Source organism: Streptomyces sp. NPDC002104 (genome assembly GCF_053593795.1).
On the sequence record NZ_JBSFDF010000001.1, the window covers coordinates 283,344 to 304,990 of the forward strand.

Consider the following 21,647-nt stretch of genomic DNA (forward strand, 5'->3'; position numbering starts at 1 on the left):
GGTCCGGGGCCTGCCCTGTGCGGTTGTCCACAGGCCCTGCGAGGTGTCGTTGCTCTGAGTTACGTTCTTCACACACAGTAATCACTCTGGTGGGGAGAGCGCGATGACACAGACGGTCCAGGCGCCGCGGACGGCGGCGACGGCTGCGATGGTGGCGGCGACGGCGGAGTCCGCGGTGGCGGCGACGGCGGAGTCCGCGGTGGCGGCGGGGTGCGACGAGGTCGCCGGGCTGCTGGGCGGCGGACGCGCCGCGGGGGAACTGGGACTGAGCCGGGTCGAGTTCGCCCGGGCCGTGCAGCTGGGTCTGGTACGGGCCGGCCCGCCGGGGGTCTCCGGGGCCGCTCGGTACACCCGGACCGAGCTCGACCGGGTCCGCTCGGCCGCGGGGTACCCGGAGGCGCTGCGCGAGCGCGTGGCGACGGTCGCGGGAACGGAGGCCGCGGCCGCCGCGCTGGGGGTCGGCCCGAGCCGGTTCACCCGGCTCGCCCGCTGCGGACACCTCGTTCCGGTGGGATACCGGATCAACCGCTACCGGGCGGTGGTGTGGCTGTATCTGACCGTGGAGCTACGGGACTTCGCGGCCCGGGAGCCCGCGATGCTGACGGGGAGCGCGCCGCCGGCGGACCGGGAGCTGATGGCGGCCAGGGCCGACCTGCGCCCCCGGAAGTGGCGCGAACGGCACGTCGGGCTGTTGCTGAGACGGACCGCCGACCCCTGGGAGCGGGCGGCCGTCCTGGCCTCCGTGCTTCCCGAGGACGATGTGCGCGCCACCGTGCCCGACCCGGCGGAACGCATCCTGCTCTGCGCGCTCGCCCCGCCACCGCCCTACGGGCATCCACAGGTTCCGGCGGCCGCCGAGGTGGCGGCCCGGCTGCTGCGGGCCGGGCCGCCGGAGGAGATCGGGTGGTACCGCACCAGCCTCGACTTCGCCCTGACCGGAGCCAGGGGTCAGTCGAAGTCGACGGGGGAGAGGGGGCCGACGTAGACCCAGGCCCCGTTCTCCCGGGCGAAGGAACTGTGCTCGTGCAGCGAGCCGGTGTGCCGGCCCTCGCGGTAGTGGGCCCGGAACTCCACCGAGCCCTCCGTCTCGAACATCCCGCCGCGCTCGGTGGCCAGGATCTCCAGCCGTTCCCAGCGCTGTCCGGGATCCAGGTCGAGCGCTCCCGGCCGGGTCGACGGGTGCCAGGAGCGCAGGAGATAGGCGGTGTCGCCGACGGCGAAGGCGCTGAAGCGGGAGCGCATCAGCAACTCGGCCGTGGGCGCCTGCCGCTCGCCGGAGTGGAAGCGGCCGCAGCACTCCGGGTAGGCGGCGGGCAGCCCGCAGGGGCAGGGAACGGCTGGAGCGGGAGCCGGGGTGGGCATGGAAGCACTCAGTTCTTCGGGGAGGTGAGGGACTACTGAGGGGACACGGCCGGCGTGGAGGCCTTGGCGCCGTACGGACGGAAGAGACCCTCCTGGACCACCGACACCAGCAGCTTGCCTTCGAGGTCGTAGATGCGGCCGCGGGCCAGGCCCCGGCCGCCGTGCGCGATGGGCGACTCCTGGTCGTACAGGAACCACTCGTCCGCGCGGAAGGGCCGGTGGAACCACATGGCGTGGTCCAGGGAGGCCATGTCGAAACCGCGCATGCCCCACAGGGGCTCCACGGGGATGCGCACGGCGTCGAGGAGGGTCATGTCACTGGCGTAGGTGAGGGCGCAGGTGTGCACGAGCGGGTCGTCGCCCAGCGGGCCGACGGCGCGCATCCACACCGCGCTGCGCGGATCGGCGTCCTTGAGCTCCTCGGGGGTCCAGCGGAGCCGGTCCACGTAGCGGATGTCGAAGGGCTGGCGGCGGGCCATCCGCTCCAGCGCCTCCGGCAGCGTGCCCAGGTGCTCGCGGATCTCGTCCACGACCTTCGGGAGCGCGTCCGGATGCGGGAAGTCGAGGCGGGGAGGCAGCTGGTGCTCGATGCTGCCCTCCTCCGGCTGATGGAAGGAAGCGGTCAGATTGAAGATGGTCTTGCCCTGCTGGACCGCGGTGACCCGGCGGGTGGTGAAGGAGCGCCCGTCGCGCACCCGCTCCACCTGGTACACGATCGGCACTCCGGGGATCCCGGGGCGCAGGAAGTACGAGTGGAGGGAGTGGACGGGCCGGTCGCCCTCCGTGGTGCGGCCCGCCGCTACCAGCGCCTGGCCGGCGACCTGGCCGCCGAAGACGCGCTGGAGTGACTCCTGGGGGCTGGCGCCCCGGAAGATGTTGACCTCGATCTGCTCCAGGTCGAGCAGATCGACCAGCCTCTCGGCGGGGTTCGTCATCAGAGGATCTCCACGGTCGGGGCCGGCCGCCGCGCGGGCGCCGGTCGGTTGCGGGTCGGGGGTCGGTTGCGGGGCGGATGCCCGCCCGTGCGGTGCCGGAGGGGGGTCAGAGCTGGCCGAGTTCGCCGACCGAGGTGACGCGCAGGACCGCCCGGCCCTCCTCGTCGGAGGCCGCGAGGTCCACCTCGGCACTGATGCCCCAGCCATGGTCCCCGTTGGGGTCGGCGAAGGTCTGCCGGACGCGCCACAGGCCGTGCGCCGCGTCCTCCTCGATCTGGAGCAGCTTGGGGCCGCGCGCGTCCGGGCCCGTGCCCAGGTCGTCGTACTCGTCCCAGTAGCCGTCCATGGCCTCGCCCCAGGCGTCGGCGTCCCAGCCGGAGTCGCCGTCGAGCTCGCCCAGCACGTTGACGTGATCCAGGGCGGCCAGCTCCACCCGGCGGAACATGGCGTTGCGGACCAGGACGCGGAAGGCGCGGGCGTTCGCGGTGACCGGCTTGACCTGGTCGGCCTTCTCCTGGGCCTGCTCCGCCGTCTCCACCTCGGGGTTCGCCAGCTGCTCCCACTCGTCGAGGAGGCTGGAGTCGACCTGGCGGACCAGCTCGCCGAGCCACTCGATCAGGTCCTGGAGGTCCTCGGACTTGAGGTCGTCGGGGATGGTGTGGTCCAGGGCCTTGAAGGCGCTCGCCAGGTAGCGCAGCACGATGCCCTCGGTGCGCGCCAGCTCGTAGTACGAGGTGAACTCGGTGAAGGTCATCGCGCGCTCGTACATGTCGCGGATGATCGACTTCGGGGAGACCGGGTGGTCGCGGACCCACGGGTGGCTCTTGCTGTACACGTCGTAGGCGTGCAGGAGCAGTTCCTCGAGGGGCTTCGGATAGGTGATCTCCTGGAGCCGCTCCATCCGCTCCTCGTACTCGATCCCGTCGGCCTTCATCGCGCCCACGGCCATGCCGCGTTCCTTGTTCTGCTGGGCGGCGAGGATCTGGCGCGGGTCGTCCAGCGTGGACTCCACCACCGAGACCATGTCCAGCGCGTAGGACGGGGACTCCGGGTCCAGCAGGTCGAAGGAGGCCAGCGCGAAGGTGGACAGCGGCTGGTTCAGCGCGAAGTCCTGCTGGAGGTCGACGGTCAGCCGGATCGTGCGGCCCTCCGCGTCCGGGGTGTCGAGCTTCTCGACGACACCGCCGTCCAGCAGCGAGCGGTAGATGGCGATGGCCCGGCGGATGTGGCGGAGCTGGGCCTTGCGCGGCTCGTGGTTGTCCTCCAGGAGGTGGCGCATCGCCTTGAAGGCGTCGCCGGGCCGGGCGATCACCGACAGGAGCATGATGTTGGTGACCTTGAAGCGCGAGGTCAGCGCCTCCGGATCGGCGCCGATGAGCTTCTCGAAGGTGGTGTCCGACCAGGCCACGAAGCCCTCGGGGGCCTTCTTGCGGACCACCTTGCGGCGCTTCTTCGGGTCGTCGCCGGCCTTGGCGAGGGCCTTCTCGTTCTCGATGACGTGCTCGGGGGCCTGGGCCACCACATAACCGGCCGTGTCGAAGCCGGCCCGGCCGGCGCGGCCGGCGATCTGGTGGAACTCGCGGGCGCGCAGCGTGCGGACGCGGGTGCCGTCGTACTTGGTCAGCGCGGTGAACAGCACCGTGCGGATCGGGACGTTGACGCCGACGCCGAGGGTGTCGGTGCCGCAGATGACCTTCAGCAGACCGGCCTGGGCCAGCTTCTCCACCAGGCGGCGGTACTTGGGCAGCATGCCCGCGTGGTGCACGCCGATGCCGTGGCGGACGTAACGGGAGAGGTTCTGGCCGAACTTGGTGGTGAAGCGGAAGTTGCCGATCAGCTCGGCGATCTTGTCCTTCTCCTCGCGGGTGCACATGTTGATGCTCATCAGCGACTGCGCCCGCTCGACCGCCTGGGCCTGCGTGAAGTGCACGATGTAGACCGGCGCCTGCCGGGTCTCCAGCAGTTCGGTGATGGTGTCGGTGATCGGCGTCGTGACGTACTCGTACGACAGCGGGACGGGCCGGGTCGCGGAGCGGACCACCGAGGTGGGCCGGCCGGTGCGCCGGGTCAGGTCCTCCTCGAACCGCTTCATGTCGCCGAGCGTCGCGGACATCAGGACGAACTGTGCCTGCGGCAGCTCCAGGATCGGGATCTGCCAGGCCCAGCCCCGGTCCTGCTCCGCGTAGAAGTGGAACTCGTCCATCACGACCTGGCCGATGTCGGCGTACTTGCCGTCGCGCAGCGCGATCGAGGCCAGCACCTCGGCGGTGCAGCAGATCACCGGGGCGTCCGAGTTCACCGAGGCGTCGCCGGTCAGCATGCCGACGTTCTCGGTGCCGAACAGCTTGCACAGGTCGAAGAACTTCTCCGACACCAGCGCCTTGATCGGCGCGGTGTAGAAGGTGACCTTGTCCTGGGCCAGGGCCGTGAAGTGCGCGCCCGCCGCCACCAGGCTCTTGCCGGAGCCGGTCGGGGTGGAAAGGATCACGTTCGCGCCGGTGACCACCTCCATCAGCGCCTCCTCCTGAGCCGGGTACAGGGTGATGCCCTGGTCCTCCGCCCACGAGGAGAAAGCCTCGAAGAGGGCGTCGGGGTCGGCGTTCGGCGGGAGCTGATCAATGAGGGTCACACCCCCCATCTTGCCTGGCTTACCCCCGGATGAGGGAACCGGAGGACGGAAGGAAGATCATCGGCGGTACGCTGTGCCGTCGATGCGGCCCGAACGACACCGTCACCAGGGCCCGACCAGCACACCACCGGGGCGGGGAACGACCATGATGGGTCCGGCGCACTCACTGTCCGGGGCAGCGGCCTGGCTGGGGGTGGGCGCGGCGGCGGCCGCATGGGGGCACCCGATGCCGTGGCCCGTCCTCGTCGTCGGCGCGCTCATCTGTGCCGGAGCCGCCCTCGCCCCCGACCTGGACCACAAGTCGGCGACGATCTCCCGCGCCTTCGGCCCGCTCTCCCGGGGCCTGTGCGAGGTGGTCGACAAGATCTCCTACGGGGTCTACAAGGCCACCCGGGCCCCGCGCGACGCCCGCCGCACCGGGGGCCACCGCACGCTGACCCACACGTGGGTCTGGGCCGTCCTGATCGGCGCGGGCTCCTCCGCGCTCGCCGTCACCACGGACCGGTGGGGCGTCCTCGCGCTCCTCTTCGTCCACCTGGTCCTGGCCGTCGAAGGCCTGCTGTGGCGGGCCGCCCGCATGTCCAGCGACGTCCTGGTCTGGCTGCTCGGCGCGACCAGCGCCTGGATACTGGCCGGCGTGCTCGACCAGCCCGGCAACGGATCCGACTGGCTCTTCACCGCTCCCGGCCAGGAATACCTGTGGCTCGGCATCCCCATCGTGCTCGGCGCCCTGGTCCACGACATCGGCGACGCCCTGACCGTCTCCGGCTGCCCGATCCTGTGGCCCCTGCCCATCGCGGGCAAGCGCTGGTACCCCATCGGCCCGCCGAAGATGATGCGCTTCCGCGCCGGCAGCTGGGTGGAGCTCAAGGTCCTGATGCCCGTCTTCATGCTCCTCGGCGGAGCAGGCGCGGCCTCGGCCCTCGGCTTCTTCTGACGGGCGGGCCTGTTCGCCGGGCCGTCGGCCGATCCCGCTCCGCTCCCCTCCGCTCCCCGGACTACGTCAGGACGAGGGGCACCGTGATGGTGAGGTGGTCGTCGCCGGTCGGCACGGCGGCGGAAAGGGCCTTCATCCGCGCTGCGAGGTGGCCGATCACCCGGCCGGTCAGTTCCTCGTCCCACTGCGCCGTGCCTTCCGGCGGCAGACGCATCTCCTCCACGGCCGGCGGGCTGCCACCCAGATAGCGCGCGGTGTCCTTATTGACGACCCAGCAGGCCAGTGCGATCCTCACCTGCCCGGGCGCCGCCCACTGGGCCCGCACGTGGGCGCACATGCTGAAGTCGTCCCCGCCGAGGGAGACCGTGGTGGAGAACGGCCTGCCGCGCGGGTACCTCCGCACCAGCTCGGCCACCGCTGGTTCCACAACGGCTCGCGCCATGGGTTCTGTGAACACCGTCCGCCCCCCGTTCAGCCCGGCCTTCAGCATCCCAGACGGGGTCCGCGTCGGATAGGTCCGCACAGGAGCCTGCCCTGGACCTCGTGGGCGAGGATCCAGGGCAGGCGGGGTCCGGTCGGCCCGGTCAGCCGTGCCAGGAGCGCCACAGGGCGGCGTACGCGCCGTCCGCCTCGACCAGGGCGTCGTGCGAGCCGAGCTCGGTGATGCGGCCGCCCTCGACCACCGCGATCACGTCCGCGTCGTGCGCGGTGTGCAGCCGGTGCGCGATCGCGATCACGGTCCGGCCGTCCAGCACCCGGGCCAGCGAGCGCTCCAGATGCCGGGCCGCGCGCGGGTCCAGCAGCGAGGTGGCCTCGTCCAGCACCAGCGTGTGCGGATCGGCCAGCACCAGCCGGGCCAGCGCGATCTGCTGCGCCTGAGCCGGGGTCAGCGCCGAGGCGCCCGAGCCGACCTCGGTGTCCAGACCGGCGTCCAGCGCCCGCGCCCAGTCCTCCGCGTCGACCGCGCCGAGCGCCGCCCACAGCTCGGCGTCGCCCGCCTCCGTACGGGCCAGGCGCAGGTTGTCCCGCAGGGAGCCGACGAACACGTGGTGCTCCTGGTTGACCAGGGCCACGTGCTCGCGCACCCGCTCCGCCGGCATCTGCGCCAGCCGCGCCCCGCCGAGGGTGATCTCACCGGTCCGCGGCGCGTAGATGCCCGCCAGGAGCCGGCCCAGCGTGGACTTGCCCGCGCCCGAGGGACCGACCAGCGCCATCCGGGTGCCCGGCGGCACCGACATCGACACCTGGTGCAGTACGTCGACGCCCTCGCGGTACCCGAAGTGCACCCGGTCCGCCCGGACGTCCCGGCCGTCCGGGGAGACGCCCGCATCGCCCGCGTCGGGCTCGATCTCCCGCACGCCCACCAGCCGGGCCAGCGAGACCTGCGCGATCTGCAGCTCGTCGTACCAGCGCAGGATCAGGCCGATCGGATCCACCATCATCTGCGCGAGCAGGGCCCCCGTGGTCAGCTGCCCCACCGACATCCAGCCCTGGATCACGCAGTACCCGCCGACCATCAGCACCGAGCCGAGGATCGTCACGTAGGTGACGTTGACGACGGGGAAGAGGACCGTCCGCAGGAACAGCGTGTACCGCTCCCACGCCGTCCACTCCTTGATCCGCCGCTCCGACAGCTCGATCCGGCGTCCGCCGAGGCGGTGCGCCTCGACGGTGCGGCCCGCGTCCACCGTCTCGGTGAGCACGGCCGCGACCGCCGCGTACCCCGCCGCCTCGGACCGGTAGGCCCGCGGCGCCCGCTTGAAGTACCAGCGGCAGCCGATCACCAGCACCGGCAGCGCCACCAGCGCGGCGAGCGCCAGCGGCGGCGCGGTCACCGCGAGCGCCCCGTAGAGGAGCCCGGCCCACACCACGCCGATGGCCAGCTGCGGCACGGCCTCGCGCATCGCGTTGGCCAGCCGGTCGATGTCCGTGGTGATCCGCGACAGCAGGTCACCGGTGCCCGCGCGCTCCAGCACGCCCGGCGGCAGTCCCACCGACCGCACGAGGAAGTCCTCGCGCAGATCGGCCAGCATCTCCTCGCCGAGCATCGCCCCGCGCAGCCGCACGAGCCGCACGAACACGGTCTGGATGCCGAGAGCCAGGGCGAACAGCAGCCCCACCCGGCCCAGATGGAGTTCGCGGGCCCCCTCCGAGAGCCGGTCCACGACCTGGCCCAGCAGATACGGGCCGACCATGGAGGCGATCACGGCGACCGTGTTGACCCCCACCAGGACCAGGAAGGCCCGCCGGTGGCGGCTGAACAGGCCGCGCACGTAGCCCCGTACCGTCGCGGAGCTGCCCACGGGCAGGGTCGCGGCCGTTTCCGGGGCGGCCGGATCATAGTCCGGCGGCGCCACGCCGATCATGCGGATTCCTCGATCTCTGTCAGTACGGATTCCAGCCGCGGGAGCCGCTGGTCTTCCTCGACCCGCTGGTCTCCCTCGGCCCGCGGGTCTTCCTCGGCCCGCTGTTCTTCCTCGGTCTCGCGGGTGACGACCGCCCGGTAGCGGCGGTCGCCGTGCAGCAGCTCGCGGTGCGTGCCGCTCGCCGCCGCCTTGCCCTCGTGGATCAGGACGACCCGGTCGGCGCGGTCCAGCAGCAGCGGCGAGGACGCCAGTACCACCGTCGTCCGGCCGGAGCGCAGCGCCGAGACGCCGTCCGCGATCCGCGCCTCGGTGTGCGAGTCGACCGCCGAGGTCGGCTCGTCCAGCACCAGCACCTCCGGGTCCGTCACCAGGGACCGCGCCAGCGCCAGCCGCTGGCGCTGCCCGCCGGACAGCGAGCGGCCGCGCTCGGTGATCCTGGCGTCCATCGGGTCGTCCACCCCGTCCGGGGCGGACTGCAGCAGGGCGTCCAGTACGTCCGCGCACTGGGCCGCCGCGAGCGCCGCCGCCGGTGCGACCGCTCCGGACGCCGGTACGTCGAACAGCTCGCGCAGCGTCCCGGACAGCAGGACCGGATCCTTGTCCTGTACCAGGACCAGCTCGCGCGCGGTGCCGAGAGGGAGCTCGTCCAGCGCGACCCCGCCCAGCAGGACGGAGGGCCCGGTCGCGGCGTCCATCGGGTGCCCGCCCAGGCGCTCGGCGAGCCGGCCCGCCAGGTCGGGGTCCCCGCACACCACGGCGGTGAGCCGGCCCGCCGGGACCAGCAGCCCGGTCTCCGGGTCGTACAGGTCGGCGCCGGAGGCCGGGGCCCGCACGGCCTCGGCGTCGAGGACCGGCTCCGCAGCCCGCTCCGCGGCCGGCTCCGTGACCGCGGGCGGCTGCGGACCGGCCTCCGCGTCCCCGCCGTCCTGGGCCATGGCGGCGGTCCGGGTCAGCGAGAGCACCCGGGCGGCCCGCTTGGCGGAGGGGCGGGAGAAGGAGTACGCCATCGCGATCTCCTCGAAGTGCCGCAGCGGGTAGAGCATGGTCGCCACCGCGCTGAAGGCGGCGACGAGTTCGCCGACGTCCAGCCGGCCGTCCAGGACGAGCGAGGATCCGTACCAGACCACCGTGACCAGCAGCGCACCCGGCAGGAGCACCTGGATCGCGGAGATCAGCGCCCACATCCGGGCACTGTGCACGGCCGCCTCGCGGACCTGCTGCGAGGCCTCGCGGTAGCGGCCCAGGAACAGCTCCTCGCCTCCGATGCCGCGCAGGACCCGCAGCCCCGCCACGGTGTCCGAGGCCAGCTCGGTGGCCTTGCCCGCCTTCTCCCGCTGGACGTCGGCGCGCCGGGTGGCGCGCGGCAGCAGCGGCAGGACGGCCAGGGCGAGCACCGGCATGCCGATGGCCACGACCACGCCGATCGTGGGCGCGTAGAAGAGCAGGACGACGCAGCCGATGACCAGGGTCAGGGCGGCGGCCAGGAAGCGGGAGACCGCCTCGACGAACCAGCCGATCTTCTCCACGTCACCCGTGGACACGGCCACCACCTCGCCCGCCGCGACCCGCCGCGTCAGGGCGGAGCCCAGCTCGGCGGTCTTGCGGGCGAGCAGCTGCTGGACCCGCGCGGCGGCCGTGATCCAGTTGGTGACGGCCGTGCGGTGCAGCATCGCGTCGCCGAGCGAGATCGCGACGCCGAGCAGCGCGATCAGACCGCCGACCCACAGCAGCCGGCCGCCGTCGCCGTCCACGACGGCGTCGATGCCCAGGCCCACGGTGTACGGCAGCCCCGCGACGCCGCCGAAGTGGAGCAGCCCCCAGCCCAGGCTTCTGGCCTGTCCGCCGAGTTGGCCCCGCCCCAGCCACCAGAGGAAGCGGGGGCCGGAGCGAGCATCGGGTACCCCTGGGTCCGGATACGGAAGATCGCTGATCTGCATGACGCCCCATGACTGGTCGAGTGTTCCAAACCGTGCAAGGTTCGCGTTCCGGACCGGCCCGGGGCAATCGATTTTCCGTTGGCCACGGCTTTCCGCGGGCGGTGCTGCGGCCCGGGGGCGGTCGCCCGTGAGGGCTGTGGCTCCTGATGCGCCCGGCGCTGTGAACCGGATGCCATTGCAGCCGTGTTGCAGGTTCGTGGCCATCCGGGCGAGGAGGTTCCCGCAGGTGGGGCCGGGCTCCTACGGTCCGTCGGGAATCACGACCAAGGAGTGTCCCGCCATGCCCCTCGACCTGTCGGACGAGAGCCAGTACGACCGTGCGCGCCTGCGGCAGTGGGCGCGCGGCCGCGCCCGCTCCTCCGGGGTGGACCGCCGCGACCTGCTGAAGCTGTTCGCCGCGGGGACCGCGGCCGGCTCCCTGGGCCTGGGCGCCACCACGACCGCCGCGGCCGCCACCGGTGGCGCGACGACCGCGGCCGCCACGACGACCGCCGCCGCGGCGCCCGGAACCGTGAAGCCGCTGCCGCCCGAGCTGTTCACCCTCCGGGGCACCAACGCGGAGACGAACTTCGCCGCCCTGCGCGGCACCGGCCCGCTGACCCCCGTCGACCGGTTCTTCGTACGCAACCACACCGTCACCCCGCGCCTCGACGCGCAGGACTGGCGGCTCACGGTGTGGGGCGACGCCCTGACCGGCGGCCCGGTCGAGTTCTCCTACGACCGGCTGCGCTCGCTGCCGGCGGTCGAGCGGACCCTGTTCATCGAGTGCGCGGGCAACGGCCGCAGCTTCTACACCACCCAGCAGGGGCAGCAGGTGACCGGGACCGCGTGGACCCTCGGCGCGATCGGCGTGGCCCACTGGCGCGGCGCCCGGCTGTCCGACGTCCTGAGGCGGGCGGGGCTGACCCGCGGGGCCGTGGACGTACTGCCCCGCGGACTGGACGACGAGGTCGTCACCAACGGGGTGAACCTGGGGCGGGTGCGGCGCCCGCTCCCCGTCTCCAAGGCCCTCGACGACGTGATCCTCGCGTACGAGATGAACGGCGAGCCGCTGCCGCCCGACCACGGCGGTCCCGTCCGCGTCGTCGTACCGGACTGGATCGGGATCTCCTCGATCAAGTGGGTCGGGGACATCGAGGTGAGCGCACAGCCGCTCTACACGCCGTGGAACACCGACCTGTACCGGCTGTTCGGGCCCGGCCAGCCGCCGGAGGGCAGTGTCCCGCTGACCCGCCAGACCCTCAAGAGCGCCTTCGAGCTGGAACACGGCGCGAGCGTGCCCGTCCACCGGACGCGGCTGCTGACCGGGCGCTCGTGGTCGGGCGCGGCGCCCGTGCACCGGGTGGAGGTCAGCACCGACGGCGGGGCCCGCTGGCACCGGGCCCGGCTGCACGACGCTCCGCGCCGCGGCAGCTGGGTGCGCTGGTCACTGCCGTGGACCCCGCGGGCCACCGGTCCGGCCGCGCTCCTCGCGCGGGCCACCGACGCCACCGGCCGCACCCAGCCGGCGACCACGGCCCACAACACGCAGGGCTACCTGTTCGACGCGGTGGTGCAGCACCGGGTGACCGTGGTCTGATCCGGCAAGATCCGAAGGGGACGACCTAGGGCCGGGTGGCGCGCTCCAGTTCCAGCAGCGCCGAGTAGTAGCTGCGGCCCGTGGCCCGGTCCATGCCCACCTCGCACATCCGGTTCGCCGACAGGTGCGCGTCGAACTCCCGCGCCGTCACCTCGGCGGCCTCCCGCGCCGTCGCCGACTCCGTCAGCTCCGGGTGCAGCATGCCGCGGTCGCCCGCGAAGGCGCAGCATCCCGCGTCGTACGGGACGACCACCTCGTCCGCGCAGGCCTCGGCGACCGCCCGCAGCTGTGCCTCGTTGTCCAGGTGCCGCATCGAACAGGTGGGGTGGAGCACCGCCGAGCCCACCGTGCGCCGGATCTCCAGGTGGGGGAGCAGCTCCTCGGCGGCCCAGACGATGGAGTCGACGATCCGCAGCTCGGCGTGGAGCGCGCGGTTGTCGTCCGTCAGGTACGGGACCACCTCGTGGGCGATGCCCAGGGTGCAGGAGGACGCGTCGACCACGAGCGGCAGCCGCCCGCCGGCCGTCCATCCCCAGGCGGCCTCCACGATCCGGTTGGCCATCACGCGATTGCCGGCGTCGTACCCCTTGGAGTGCCAGATCGTCGCGCAGCAGGTTCCCCTGACGTCGCCGGGGATCCAGACCGGCTTGCCCGCCCGTTCCGACACCGCCACCACGGCCTCGGGCAGGGACGGCCCGGACGCGCCGTCGGGGCCGCCGAAGATCCGGTTCACGCAGGCCGGGTAGTAGACCGCGGCGGCGCCCGGGCGCCGGGTGGCGGGCAGTGTGCGGGCCGCCGGACCCGGGACCTGAGGAAGCCACTGCGGAACCAGGTCGGGCCGTACGGCCCTGCGCGCGGCCCCCGTCACGGCCCGCAGGACTCCGTCCCCGACGGCGCCGGTGATCTTGTCGGCGGCGGCCACGGCCAGCCGGGCGGCCCCTTCGACGGCGCCGAACCGCAGGGCGGCGAGCTCGGCCGCGCGTTCCTCGCGCGGGCTGTGCCGGCGGTGTCGGAAGTCCTTCATCAGGGCGCCGGTGTCGATGCCCACGGGGCAGGCGAGCTTGCAGGTGGAGTCGCCGGCGCAGGTGTCCACGGCGTCGTACCCGTAGGCGTCGAGCAGTCCGTCGAGCACGGGGGAGCCGGGCTGCTGGCGCATCATCTCCCGGCGCAGCACGATCCGCTGGCGCGGGGTGGTCGTCAGGTCCTCGCTGGGGCAGGTCGGTTCGCAGAACCCGCACTCGATGCAGGGATCGGCTACGGCCTCCACCTGCGGGATCGTCTTGAGGCCGCGCAGGTGCGCCTTCGGGTCGCGGTCCAGGAGGATCCGCGGGGCGAGCACCAGGTCCGGGTCGATGACCCGCTTGGTGCGCCACATCATCTCGGTGGCCCGGGGCCCCCACTCCAGTTCCAGGAACGGGGCCATGTTGCGGCCGGTGGAGTGCTCGGCCTTCAGGGAGCCGTCGAAGCGCTCGACGGTGAGCCGGCAGAAGGCGTCCATGAAGGCGGCGTACCGCTCCACGTCCGCGGGCCGGCCGGCGTCGAAGGCGAGCAGGAAGTGCAGGTTGCCGTGGGCGGCGTGGCCTGCGACGGCGGCGTCGAAGCCGTGCTCCGCCTGGAGGGCGAGGAGGGCCTCGCAGGCCTCGGCCAGCCGGGACGGGGGGACCGCGAAGTCCTCGGTGATCAGGGTGGTGCCGGAGGCGCGGGCACCGCCGACGGCGGTGACGAAGGCCTTGCGGGCCTTCCAGTAGCCGGAGATGGTCCCGGCGTCGCGGGTGAAGGCGTTGGTGACCGAGGCCACCGGGGCCACCAGGTCCAGCCCGGCCAGCACCTCGGCCGCCCGCCGCTCGTACTCCGCGCGGCCGGCCTCGTCGGGGGCCCGGAACTCCACCAGCAGCGCGGTGGTGTCCTTGGGCAGGGCGGCCCAGTCGGCGGGGACGCCCGCGACGCTCACCGAGGCGCGCAGGGTGTTGCCGTCCATCAGCTCGACGGCCAGTGCCCCCGCCTCGTTGAAGAGCGGTACGGCGGCGGCCGCGGCGGGCAGTGAGGGGAAGAAGAGCAGCGCGCTGGTGAGCTCGCGGTCCAGCGGCAGGGTGTCGAAGACGACCTCGGCGATGAAGCCGAGCGTGCCCTCGGAGCCGACCATCAGCCCGCGCAGGATCTCCACCGGGGTGGCGCCGTCGAGGTAGGCGTCGAGGCGGTAGCCGGTGGTGTTCTTGATCTCGTACTTGGCCCGGATGCGGGCGACGAGCTCCGGATCGGCCTCGATCTCCTTCTTGATCTCCATCAGGCCGTGGCACAGGGCGGGCTCGGCGTGCGCCAGCTCCTCGTCGGCAAGCGGATCGGCGGTGTCCACGACGGTGCCGCTCGGCAGGACGAAGGTGAGGGAGGACAGGGTGCGGTACGAGTTCCTCGTGGTGCCCGCCGTCATGCCCGAGGCGTTGTTCGCGACGACTCCGCCGAGGGTGCAGGCGATGGCACTGGCCGGGTCCGGTCCGAGGACGCGGCCGTGCCGGGCGAGCGCGGCATTGGCGCGCACGACGGTGGTGCCGGGCTGGATCCGGGCCCGCAGGCCCTCCTCCAGCACCTCGACCCCGGCCCAGTGGCGGCGGACGTCGACGAGGATGTCCTCGCCCTGGGCCTGGCCGTTGAGCGAGGTCCCGGCGGCGCGGAAGACCACCTCGCGCTGTTTGCCGTGGGCGTAGGACAGGACGGCGGAGACGTCGTCGATGTCCTCGGCGATCACGACGACCTGGGGCAGGAACCGGTACGGGGAGGCGTCCGAGGCGTAGCGGACCAGGTCGGAGACGCCCGAGAGCACCTTGCCGGCGCCCAGCAGTTCGCACAGCTCGCTCCGCAGCGGCTCGGGAGTGCCCGCCGCGCCGCGGTCCGGCACCCGGTCGGGGGCGGGACCGCTGATGGTGCGCGGGCGCAGGGCCCCCGGCTTCGGTTCCAGCAGTGGCATCTGCAGCCCCTCAACTCGCGCCGTGTCGGTCGGTCCCGCTCAGTCGCTCTCACTCGTTCGGCGCAGTCCCGGCCCGGTCCCGGCCGGACCGTCGCCCGTCAGCAGCCGTGCTCCGCCGGAGCGTCCGCCAGAGCGTTCAGCAGACCGCCGAGCACCTCGCGCTGATCGGCGGTCAATGGAGCCAGGATCTCTTCTGCGGCGCCGGTTCGCGCGTTGCGCAGGCGCCGCAGCGTGGCGCGGCCGGTGTCGGTGAGCTCGATCCTTATGACACGGCGGTTCTCCGGGTCGGGCACGCGGCGGACGCAGTCGGCGCTCTCCAGGCCGTCGACCAGCGTGGTCACGGCGCGGGGCACCACCTCCAGGCGGGCGGCGAGGTCCGCCATCCGGGGCGGCCGCACCGCGGAGAGGTGGGCGACGGTCCGCAGCAGCCGGGACTGGGCCGGGGTGATGCCGAGCGGCTCCAGATGGCGCTTCTGGATGCGGTGGAGCCGCCGGGTCAGGCGGAGCAGCTGCTCGGCGAGCACGCCGTCGGTGGTGTCGGTGCCGTCGGTGCCGGCGCCCTGGCTGCTGTCGGTCTCGGAAGCGGTGCTCATGCTGCGGTCCTCATAATGGGAACGATATCAGGACCAGATTCATTGTGAGTATAGGTAACAATGAGCTATGCTCATTCGAGTCTCGTCACCTGTCATGAAGGAGGCCCATGCGCCCCAAAGAACCCGAGTGGGAACCCTCGAAGGAATCCCTGGACCCCAGCGGTCCCGCCCCGGACGAGCGGCCGCGCGAGCTGCGCCGCATCCTCGGCCTCTTCCGGCCCTACCGCGCCCGCCTCGCCGTCGTCGGCGTCCTGGTCGCGGCCTCCTCGCTGGTCGGTGTGGCCACCCCCTTCCTGCTGAAGGAGGTCCTCGACGTCGCGATCCCGCAGGGCCGGACCGGGCTGCTGAGCCTGCTCGCCCTCGGCATGATCGCGACGGCCGTGGTCACCAGCATCTTCGGCGTGCTCCAGACCCTGATATCCACCACCGTCGGCCAGCGCGTCATGCACGATCTGCGCACCGCCGTCTACGCCCAGCTCCAGCGGATGCCGCTGGCCTTCTTCACCCGCACGCGCACCGGCGAGGTGCAGTCCCGCATCGCCAATGACATCGGCGGCATGCAGGCCACGGTCACCTCCACGGCGACCTCCCTCGTCTCGAACGCCACGGCAGTCATCGCCTCCGTCGTGGCGATGCTCGCGCTCGACTGGCGGCTCACGCTCGTCTCGCTCGCGCTGCTGCCCGTCTTCGTGTGGATCAGCCGCCGCGTCGGCGGCGAGCGCAAGAAGATCACCGCGCAGCGCCAGAAGCAGATGGCCGCGATGGCCGCGACGGTCACCGAGTCCCTGTCGGTCAGCGGCATCCTGCTCGGCCGCACCATGGGCCGCGCCGATTCGCTCACCACGTCCTTCGCGGAGGAGTCCGAGAAGCTCGTCGACCTGGAAGTGCGCTCCAGCATGGCCGGGCGCTGGCGGATGTCCACCATCGGCATCGTCATGGCCGCCATGCCCGCGCTCATCTACTGGGCGGCCGGCATAGCCCTGCAGACCGGAGCCCCCTCGCTCTCGGTCGGCACCCTCGTCGCCTTCGTCACCCTCCAGCAGGGCCTGTTCCGGCCCGCCGTGAGCCTGCTGTCGACCGGCGTCCAGATCCAGACCTCCCTGGCGCTCTTCGCCCGCATCTTCGAGTACCTCGACCTGCCGGTGGACATCACCGAGCGCGAGGAACCCGTCCGCCTCGACCGCGCCAAGGGCGAGGTCCGCCTGGAGGACGTCCACTTCGCCTACGACACCAAGAGCGGCCCCACCCTCACGGGCATCGACATCACGGTCCCGGCCGGCGGTTCCCTCGCGGTGGTCGGACCGACCGGATCCGGCAAGAGCACGCTGAGCTATCTCGTGCCCCGGCTCTACGACGTCACCCGCGGCCGGGTCGCCCTCGACGGCGTGGACGTGCGCGACCTCGACTTCGACTCCCTGGCCCGCTCCATAGGCGTGGTCTCCCAGGAGACCTACCTCTTCCACGCCTCCGTCGCCGACAACCTGCGCTTCGCCAAGCCGGACGCCACCGACGAGGAGATAGCGGAGGCGGCCCGCGCGGCCCAGATCCATGAGCACATCGAGTCCCTGCCCGACGGCTACGACACCCTGGTCGGCGAGCGCGGCTACCGGTTCTCCGGCGGGGAGAAGCAGCGCCTGGCCATCGCGCGCACCATCCTGCGCGACCCGCCGGTCCTGATCCTCGACGAGGCCACCAGCGCGCTGGACACCCGTACGGAGCACGCCGTGCAGCGGGCCATCGACAACCTCTCCCAGGGCCGCACCACCATCACCATCGCCCACCGCCTCTCCACCGTCCGTGACGCCGACCAGATCGTCGTCCTCGACGGGGGCCGGATAGCGGAGCGCGGCACCCATGAGGAGCTGCTGGAGGCTGACGGCCGGTACGCCGCCCTGGTCCGCCGCGACCGGGAGACCGCGCTCAAGCCACAGAGCCCGTCCTCCGGAGGGCTCCTGTCCGGGGCGCTCGGTTCCGAGATCCGCACGGCGGGCCTGCTCAAGCCCGGGACCTTCAAGCCGGACACCCTGCGGGGCACCGAACCGACCCCGGTGAACGTGTGATCGTATGACCGGCACACGGGTCGGATGTCGGGAATCTGATGGTTCGCGGGTTAGCGTGCCCGCATGCCTCATGAGAACCGGCCGCCGTCACCGCGCCGTTCCCGGCTCACCCGCCGGGGCAGGCTGGCGCTCTTCCTCGGAACCGTCCTGGGACTCGGGGCAGCTCTCCTGATCCCCCTGATTCCCGGGGAGCAGGCGCCCGAGAAACCACGCCGGCTGCTGATCCCCGAGGGCTGGCGGGCCCCCCAGGTCTACGCCGCCATCGACCGAGAACTGAAGCTCCCGCCCGGCTCCACCAAGGCCGCGGTCGCCGCGACCGCCCTGCCACTGCCCGCCGAGGCGAAGGGCAACCCGGAGGGCTACCTCTTCCCGGCCACGTACCCGGTGACCTCGCAGTCCACCCCGGCCTCGCTGCTCACGTACATGGTCGAGACGGCCAACAAGAGCCTCGCCACCAAGGCCGTCGCCGACGGCGGCAAGGCCCACGGAATGACCCCGTACCAGACGGCCACCCTCGCAAGCATCATCGAGGCGGAGGCCGAGACCCGCGGGGACATGGGCAAGGTGGCCCGGGTGGTGCACAACCGGCTGGCGAAGTCGATGCCGCTCCAGATGGACTCCACCATCAACTACGCGCTGAACCGCTCCACGGTGGACACCAAGCTGAGCGAGACGAAGATCGACAGCCCCTTCAACACGTACGAACGCCAGGGCCTGCCGCCCACCCCGATCGACAGCCCCGGCCTGCAGGCCATGGCCGCCGCGGTGGCCCCGACCCCCGGGAACTGGCTCTTCTTCGTCACCGTGAAACAGGGCGACACCCGCTTCTCGTCGACGTACGAGGAGCACAAGCGCCACGTGGCCGAGTTCAACCGCCTCCGAGGGGCTTCACACACGACCTGACGCGGCCGGGGCGCAGGCCTGAGTCCGCCAGCCTCAGCGGACCGGGGCGCCGGTGCGGGTGAGCAGGCGGCGGATTTCGCGGGCTGCGGCGCCGCCGGCGCGGTTGGCGCCGATGGTGGAGGCCGAGGGGCCGTAGCCGACCAGGTGGATCCGCTCGTCGCGGACCGCGCGGGTGCCGTCGAGGCGGATGCCGCCGCCCGGCTCGCGCAGGCGCAGCGGGGCCAGGTGGTCGATGGCGGGGCGGAAGCCGGTGGCCCACAGGATCACGTCCGCCTCCACCCGGCTGCCGTCCTGCCAAGCGGCCCCCGTCCTCGTGAGGTGGTCGAACATCGGGCGGCGGTCCAGGACGCCGGAGTCCAGCCCGGCCCGGACGGCCTCGTTCAGCGGCAGCCCGGTGACGCTGACCACGCTGCGGGGCGGCAGGCCCTGCCGTACGCGGTCCTCCACCAGGGCCACGGCCGCGCGGCCCTGTGCCTCGCCGAAGCTTCCGTCGCGGAACACCGGCGGCCGCCGGGTGACCCAGGTGGTCTCCGCCGCCACCTCGGCGATCTCCAGCAGGTGCTGCACCGCCGAGGTGCCGCCGCCCACGACGACGACCCGGGCTCCGGCGAACTCCGACGGGCCCGGGTAGTTCGCCGTGTGCAGCTGACGGCCGCGGAAGAGTTCCTGCCCCGGGTAGCGCGGCCAGAACGGCCGGTCCCAGGTCCCGGTGGCATTGATCAGTGCCCGCGCCGACCAGGTACCGGCCCGGGATTCCACCAGCAGCCGGCCGTCCGCCCCGTCGCGTACGGCGGTCACGTCCACCGGCCGGCGCACGCGCAGGCCGAAGCGGTCCTCGTAGGCCGCGAAGTACTCCGCTATCACCTCAGAAGACGGCCGCAGGGGATCGGCGCCGGTGAGTTCCATCCCGGGCAGCGCGTGCATGCCGTGGACCTTGCCGTAGGTGAGCGAGGGCCAGCGGAACTGCCATGCGCCGCCCGGGCGCGGTGCGTGGTCCAGGACCACGTGGCCGATGCCGGCCCGCGCCAGGTGGTAGGCGCTGGACAGGCCCGCCTGCCCCGCGCCCACGACCACCACGTCCACCAGGTCCGTCACGTCCACGTTCTGCACCGCGAATTCGTTCACGGTTCTACCAACTGGGGGCGGCGCCGAGATCTTCCCGGGCTCGGGCCCCGGACCCCGGACCCCGCCTCAGCGCGCGAGCAGACCGCGCGCCGCGAGCTCCGGAGTCACCCCCTCGCCGAACCAGTACGCCTCCTCCAGGTGCGGATAGCCCGACAGCACGAAATTCTCGATCCCGAGCGCGTGGTACTCCTCGATCCGGTCCGCCACGTCCCCGTGGCTCCCGACCAGCGCCGTACCGGCGCCCCCGCGCACCAGGCCGACCCCGGCCCACAGGTTCGGGGAGATCTCCAGCTTGTCGCGCGAGCCGCCGTGCAGGGCGAGCATCCGCTGCTGACCGACCGACTCGCTCGCGCCCAGCGCCTCCTGGGCCGCCGCGATGGACGCGTCGTCCAGGTCGCCGAGCAGCCGGTCCGCCGCCGCCCAGGCCTCCTTCGCCGAGTCCCGGGAGATGGTGTGCAGCCGGATGCCGAACTTCACCGTCCGGCCCCGCTCCTCGGCCAGCGAACGGATCCAGTCGATCTTCTCCTTCACCTCCTGCGGCCGCTCGCCCCACGTCAGGTACACGTCCGCGTGCTCGGCGGCCACCGGACCCGCCGCGGCCGAGGACCCGCCGAAGAAGATCTCCGGCAGCGGGTCCGGCGGCACCGCGGTCAGCCCGCCGTCGATCCGGTAGTGCTCGCCGTGGAAGTCGAAGGGCTGCCCGCCCCAGACGCCGCGTACGACCGACAGGAACTCGGCCGTGCGCGCGTAGCGCAGATCGTGGCCGAGGTGGTCGCCGAACCGCCGCTGCTCCGCCGAGTCACCGCCCGTCACCACGTTGAGCAGCAGCCGGCCGCGCGTGATCCGCTGGTACGTCGCCGCCATCTGCGCGGCCAGCGTCGGCGAGATCACCCCGGGCCGGAAGGCCACGAGGAACTTCAGCCGCTCGGTGTGCTGCGCGAGCGCCACCGTCGTCAGCCAGGCGTCCTCGCACCAGGTGCCGGTCGGAGTGAGCACCGCCTCGAAGCCGAGCCGCTCGGCCGCCTTCGCGATCTGGGCGAGGTACTCGATGTCGGGCTCGCGCACCCCGGCGGCGGCGTGGTTGTTGGCGTAGGCGTGCCGGTCGACCAGGGTGCGGCCGTCGCCGCCGGTCGGCAGGAACCAGTGCAGTCGTACCGTCATCAGGAGTCCTTCCCGTACGTGCGCGCGGGGGTGGTGGAGGGCGGCAGGTTCTCGTTGAAGCGGGGGTCCACGAAATCCTTGAAGACGACCTTGCCGGGGATCAGCTTCAGCTCGGTGAAGGTGTCGGCGATCTTCTGCTCGGAGGCCACGGCCGCATCGTCCACGGCGACCGGTACCCGGGTGCCGTTGCTCCGCTTCACCGCGTCGAAGGCCACCTCGTACGGCAGCCCGGTCTCCTTCGACCAGACCTTGGCCCACTCCTCCGGGTGCTTGAACACCCAGTCCTGGGCCCGCTGGAGGCGCTGGAGGAAGTCCCCGATGGCCTTCCCCTTGCCTTCGTCCGCCAGCGCGCCGGGCGCCGCCACCTGGAAGGAGAGCCCGTTGACGACCCCCTCGCCGCTGGTCAGGATGCGGGCGCCGGTGCGCAGCACCTGGGAGGTGTACGGGTCCCACACCGCCCACGCGTCGACCTTGCCGCTGTTGAAGGCGGCCAGCGCGTCGGCGGGCTGGAGCAGGGTGATCTGCACGTCGGACGGGGTCAGGCCGGCCTGCTGGAGGCTCGCGATCAGCTGGAAGTGGGCCGAACTGCCCTGCGCCACCGCGATCTTCTTGCCGCGCAGCTCGGCGGGGGTCCGGAGGGCGGAGCCCTTGGGGACGAGGATCGCCTCGCCGGCGGAGGAGCCGTGGGAGGCGCCCACCACCGTGATCTTCGACTTGGCCGCGGCGGCGAAGACGGGCGGGGTGTTGCCGACGCCGCCGATGTCGACGGCCTTGGCGTTGACGGCCTCCAGCAGCGGGGGACCGGAGGTGAAGGTGGACCACTTGATCTCGTAGTCGATCTTCTCCAGTTCACCGGCGGCCCGCAGCAGCGACTCGTAACCGCCCTTCTGGTCACCCACGTTGAGGGTGACCTTGGCGCCGCTCTTGGCGCCGTCCTTCGCGCCGGAACCGGTGTCGGCGGCCGAATCGCCGCCGCAGGCGGTCAGGACCAGCGACAGCGGGAGCAGGGCGGCGAGCAGGGGCAGGGTGTGACGTCTCATGTCGCTTCTCTTCGATCTCTCGTACGGGAACCAGGGCAGGGGAGCAAGGGGGGTCGGC

At 72.6% G+C, this 21,647-nt stretch carries 16 protein-coding genes; 5 read left to right on the forward strand and 11 right to left on the reverse strand.

From position 1 onward, the window contains the following. Positions 1-103 precede the first annotated feature (103 nt). Positions 104-985, forward strand: a complete 882-nt coding sequence (locus ACWCP2_RS01240; protein WP_450906491.1) for a DUF6397 family protein — start codon at positions 104-106, stop codon at positions 983-985. Here ACWCP2_RS01240 and ACWCP2_RS01245 read toward each other — a convergent pair. The 3 genes from ACWCP2_RS01245 to ACWCP2_RS01255 form a co-directional block, all read right to left on the reverse strand. Next, the gene (locus tag ACWCP2_RS01245) at positions 949-1,362 is read right to left on the reverse strand and encodes a YchJ family protein (protein ID WP_450906492.1); all 414 of its coding nucleotides are present in this window, start codon (positions 1,360-1,362) and stop codon (positions 949-951) included. The genes ACWCP2_RS01240 and ACWCP2_RS01245 overlap by 37 nt on opposite strands. Positions 1,363-1,394: 32 nt before the next feature. Further along, a complete protein-coding gene (locus ACWCP2_RS01250) occupies positions 1,395-2,297 on the reverse strand; it encodes an acyl-CoA thioesterase (protein WP_450906493.1) in 903 nt (300 codons plus the stop codon). Between the two features lie 106 nt (positions 2,298-2,403). After that, a complete protein-coding gene (locus ACWCP2_RS01255; protein WP_450906494.1) occupies positions 2,404-4,926 on the reverse strand; it encodes a DEAD/DEAH box helicase in 2,523 nt (840 codons plus the stop codon). Positions 4,927-5,071: 145 nt separating this feature from the next. Between ACWCP2_RS01255 and ACWCP2_RS01260 the strand changes: the two genes are divergently transcribed. Continuing rightward, positions 5,072-5,863: a metal-dependent hydrolase gene (locus ACWCP2_RS01260; protein ID WP_450906495.1), complete on the forward strand. Its 792-nt coding sequence runs from the start codon at positions 5,072-5,074 to the stop codon at positions 5,861-5,863. Between the two features lie 61 nt (positions 5,864-5,924). On the opposite strand, the gene ACWCP2_RS01265 is transcribed toward ACWCP2_RS01260, so the two are convergent. From ACWCP2_RS01265 to ACWCP2_RS01275, 3 genes are all read right to left on the reverse strand, one after another. Beyond that, on the reverse strand, positions 5,925-6,305 hold the full coding sequence (locus ACWCP2_RS01265) for a hypothetical protein (protein ID WP_450906496.1): 381 nt from the start codon (positions 6,303-6,305) through the stop codon (positions 5,925-5,927). Positions 6,306-6,447: 142 nt separating this feature from the next. After that, positions 6,448-8,229, reverse strand: a complete 1,782-nt coding sequence (locus ACWCP2_RS01270) for an ABC transporter ATP-binding protein (protein WP_450906497.1) — start codon at positions 8,227-8,229, stop codon at positions 6,448-6,450. Next, a complete protein-coding gene (locus tag ACWCP2_RS01275; RefSeq protein ID WP_450906498.1) occupies positions 8,226-10,166 on the reverse strand; it encodes an ABC transporter transmembrane domain-containing protein in 1,941 nt (646 codons plus the stop codon). Before ACWCP2_RS01275 ends, ACWCP2_RS01270 begins: the two co-directional genes overlap by 4 nt. 280 nt (positions 10,167-10,446) lie before the next feature. Here ACWCP2_RS01275 and ACWCP2_RS01280 point away from each other — a divergent pair, with 280 nt between their 5' ends. Beyond that, on the forward strand, positions 10,447-11,745 hold the full coding sequence (locus tag ACWCP2_RS01280; RefSeq protein WP_450906499.1) for a sulfite oxidase: 1,299 nt from the start codon (positions 10,447-10,449) through the stop codon (positions 11,743-11,745). 25 nt (positions 11,746-11,770) lie between these two features. Here the strand turns inward: ACWCP2_RS01280 and ACWCP2_RS01285 are convergent, their stop codons facing one another. Beyond that, a complete protein-coding gene (locus ACWCP2_RS01285) occupies positions 11,771-14,707 on the reverse strand; it encodes an FAD-binding and (Fe-S)-binding domain-containing protein (protein ID WP_450906500.1) in 2,937 nt (978 codons plus the stop codon). Positions 14,708-14,805: 98 nt separating this feature from the next. After that, on the reverse strand, positions 14,806-15,300 hold the full coding sequence (locus ACWCP2_RS01290; protein ID WP_450906501.1) for a MarR family winged helix-turn-helix transcriptional regulator: 495 nt from the start codon (positions 15,298-15,300) through the stop codon (positions 14,806-14,808). 107 nt (positions 15,301-15,407) lie between these two features. Between ACWCP2_RS01290 and ACWCP2_RS01295 the strand changes: the two genes are divergently transcribed. Further along, positions 15,408-17,360 (forward strand): ABC transporter ATP-binding protein, encoded by a 1,953-nt coding sequence (locus ACWCP2_RS01295; RefSeq protein ID WP_450906502.1) that lies wholly within the window; start codon positions 15,408-15,410, stop codon positions 17,358-17,360. A 63-nt stretch (positions 17,361-17,423) separates the two neighbouring features. Further along, positions 17,424-18,263: an endolytic transglycosylase MltG gene (gene mltG / locus ACWCP2_RS01300; RefSeq protein ID WP_450906503.1), complete on the forward strand. Its 840-nt coding sequence runs from the start codon at positions 17,424-17,426 to the stop codon at positions 18,261-18,263. Between the two features lie 33 nt (positions 18,264-18,296). Here the strand turns inward: mltG and ACWCP2_RS01305 are convergent, their stop codons facing one another. The 3 genes from ACWCP2_RS01305 to ACWCP2_RS01315 form a co-directional block, all read right to left on the reverse strand. Beyond that, complete coding sequence (locus ACWCP2_RS01305; protein ID WP_450906504.1) at positions 18,297-19,388, reverse strand: FAD-dependent oxidoreductase; 1,092 nt, start codon at positions 19,386-19,388, stop codon at positions 18,297-18,299. Positions 19,389-19,454: 66 nt separating this feature from the next. After that, positions 19,455-20,549, reverse strand: coding sequence for an LLM class flavin-dependent oxidoreductase (locus ACWCP2_RS01310; RefSeq protein ID WP_450906505.1), 1,095 nt, complete (start codon positions 20,547-20,549; stop codon positions 19,455-19,457). Further along, complete coding sequence (locus ACWCP2_RS01315; protein WP_450906506.1) at positions 20,549-21,589, reverse strand: ABC transporter substrate-binding protein; 1,041 nt, start codon at positions 21,587-21,589, stop codon at positions 20,549-20,551. The genes ACWCP2_RS01310 and ACWCP2_RS01315 overlap by 1 nt, the downstream gene beginning before the upstream one ends. Positions 21,590-21,647 lie beyond the last annotated feature (58 nt).

What these genes read in the sequence shown, in the direction of transcription:
- ACWCP2_RS01270 (WP_450906497.1), bottom strand. Translation starts at nt 8,229, where the DNA reads ATGATCGGCGTGGCGCCGCCGGACTATGATCCGGCCGCCCCGGAAACG.
- ACWCP2_RS01295 (WP_450906502.1), top strand. Translation starts at nt 15,408, where the DNA reads ATGCGCCCCAAAGAACCCGAGTGGGAACCCTCGAAGGAATCCCTGGAC.
- ACWCP2_RS01260 (WP_450906495.1), top strand. Translation starts at nt 5,072, where the DNA reads ATGATGGGTCCGGCGCACTCACTGTCCGGGGCAGCGGCCTGGCTGGGG.
- ACWCP2_RS01315 (WP_450906506.1), bottom strand. Translation starts at nt 21,589, where the DNA reads ATGAGACGTCACACCCTGCCCCTGCTCGCCGCCCTGCTCCCGCTGTCG.
- ACWCP2_RS01280 (WP_450906499.1), top strand. Translation starts at nt 10,447, where the DNA reads ATGCCCCTCGACCTGTCGGACGAGAGCCAGTACGACCGTGCGCGCCTG.
- ACWCP2_RS01285 (WP_450906500.1), bottom strand. Translation starts at nt 14,707, where the DNA reads ATGCCACTGCTGGAACCGAAGCCGGGGGCCCTGCGCCCGCGCACCATC.
- ACWCP2_RS01265 (WP_450906496.1), bottom strand. Translation starts at nt 6,305, where the DNA reads ATGGCGCGAGCCGTTGTGGAACCAGCGGTGGCCGAGCTGGTGCGGAGG.
- ACWCP2_RS01245 (WP_450906492.1), bottom strand. Translation starts at nt 1,362, where the DNA reads ATGCCCACCCCGGCTCCCGCTCCAGCCGTTCCCTGCCCCTGCGGGCTG.
- mltG (WP_450906503.1), top strand. Translation starts at nt 17,424, where the DNA reads ATGCCTCATGAGAACCGGCCGCCGTCACCGCGCCGTTCCCGGCTCACC.
- ACWCP2_RS01290 (WP_450906501.1), bottom strand. Translation starts at nt 15,300, where the DNA reads ATGAGCACCGCTTCCGAGACCGACAGCAGCCAGGGCGCCGGCACCGAC.
- ACWCP2_RS01240 (WP_450906491.1), top strand. Translation starts at nt 104, where the DNA reads ATGACACAGACGGTCCAGGCGCCGCGGACGGCGGCGACGGCTGCGATG.
- ACWCP2_RS01250 (WP_450906493.1), bottom strand. Translation starts at nt 2,297, where the DNA reads ATGACGAACCCCGCCGAGAGGCTGGTCGATCTGCTCGACCTGGAGCAG.
- ACWCP2_RS01310 (WP_450906505.1), bottom strand. Translation starts at nt 20,549, where the DNA reads ATGACGGTACGACTGCACTGGTTCCTGCCGACCGGCGGCGACGGCCGC.
- ACWCP2_RS01275 (WP_450906498.1), bottom strand. Translation starts at nt 10,166, where the DNA reads ATGCAGATCAGCGATCTTCCGTATCCGGACCCAGGGGTACCCGATGCT.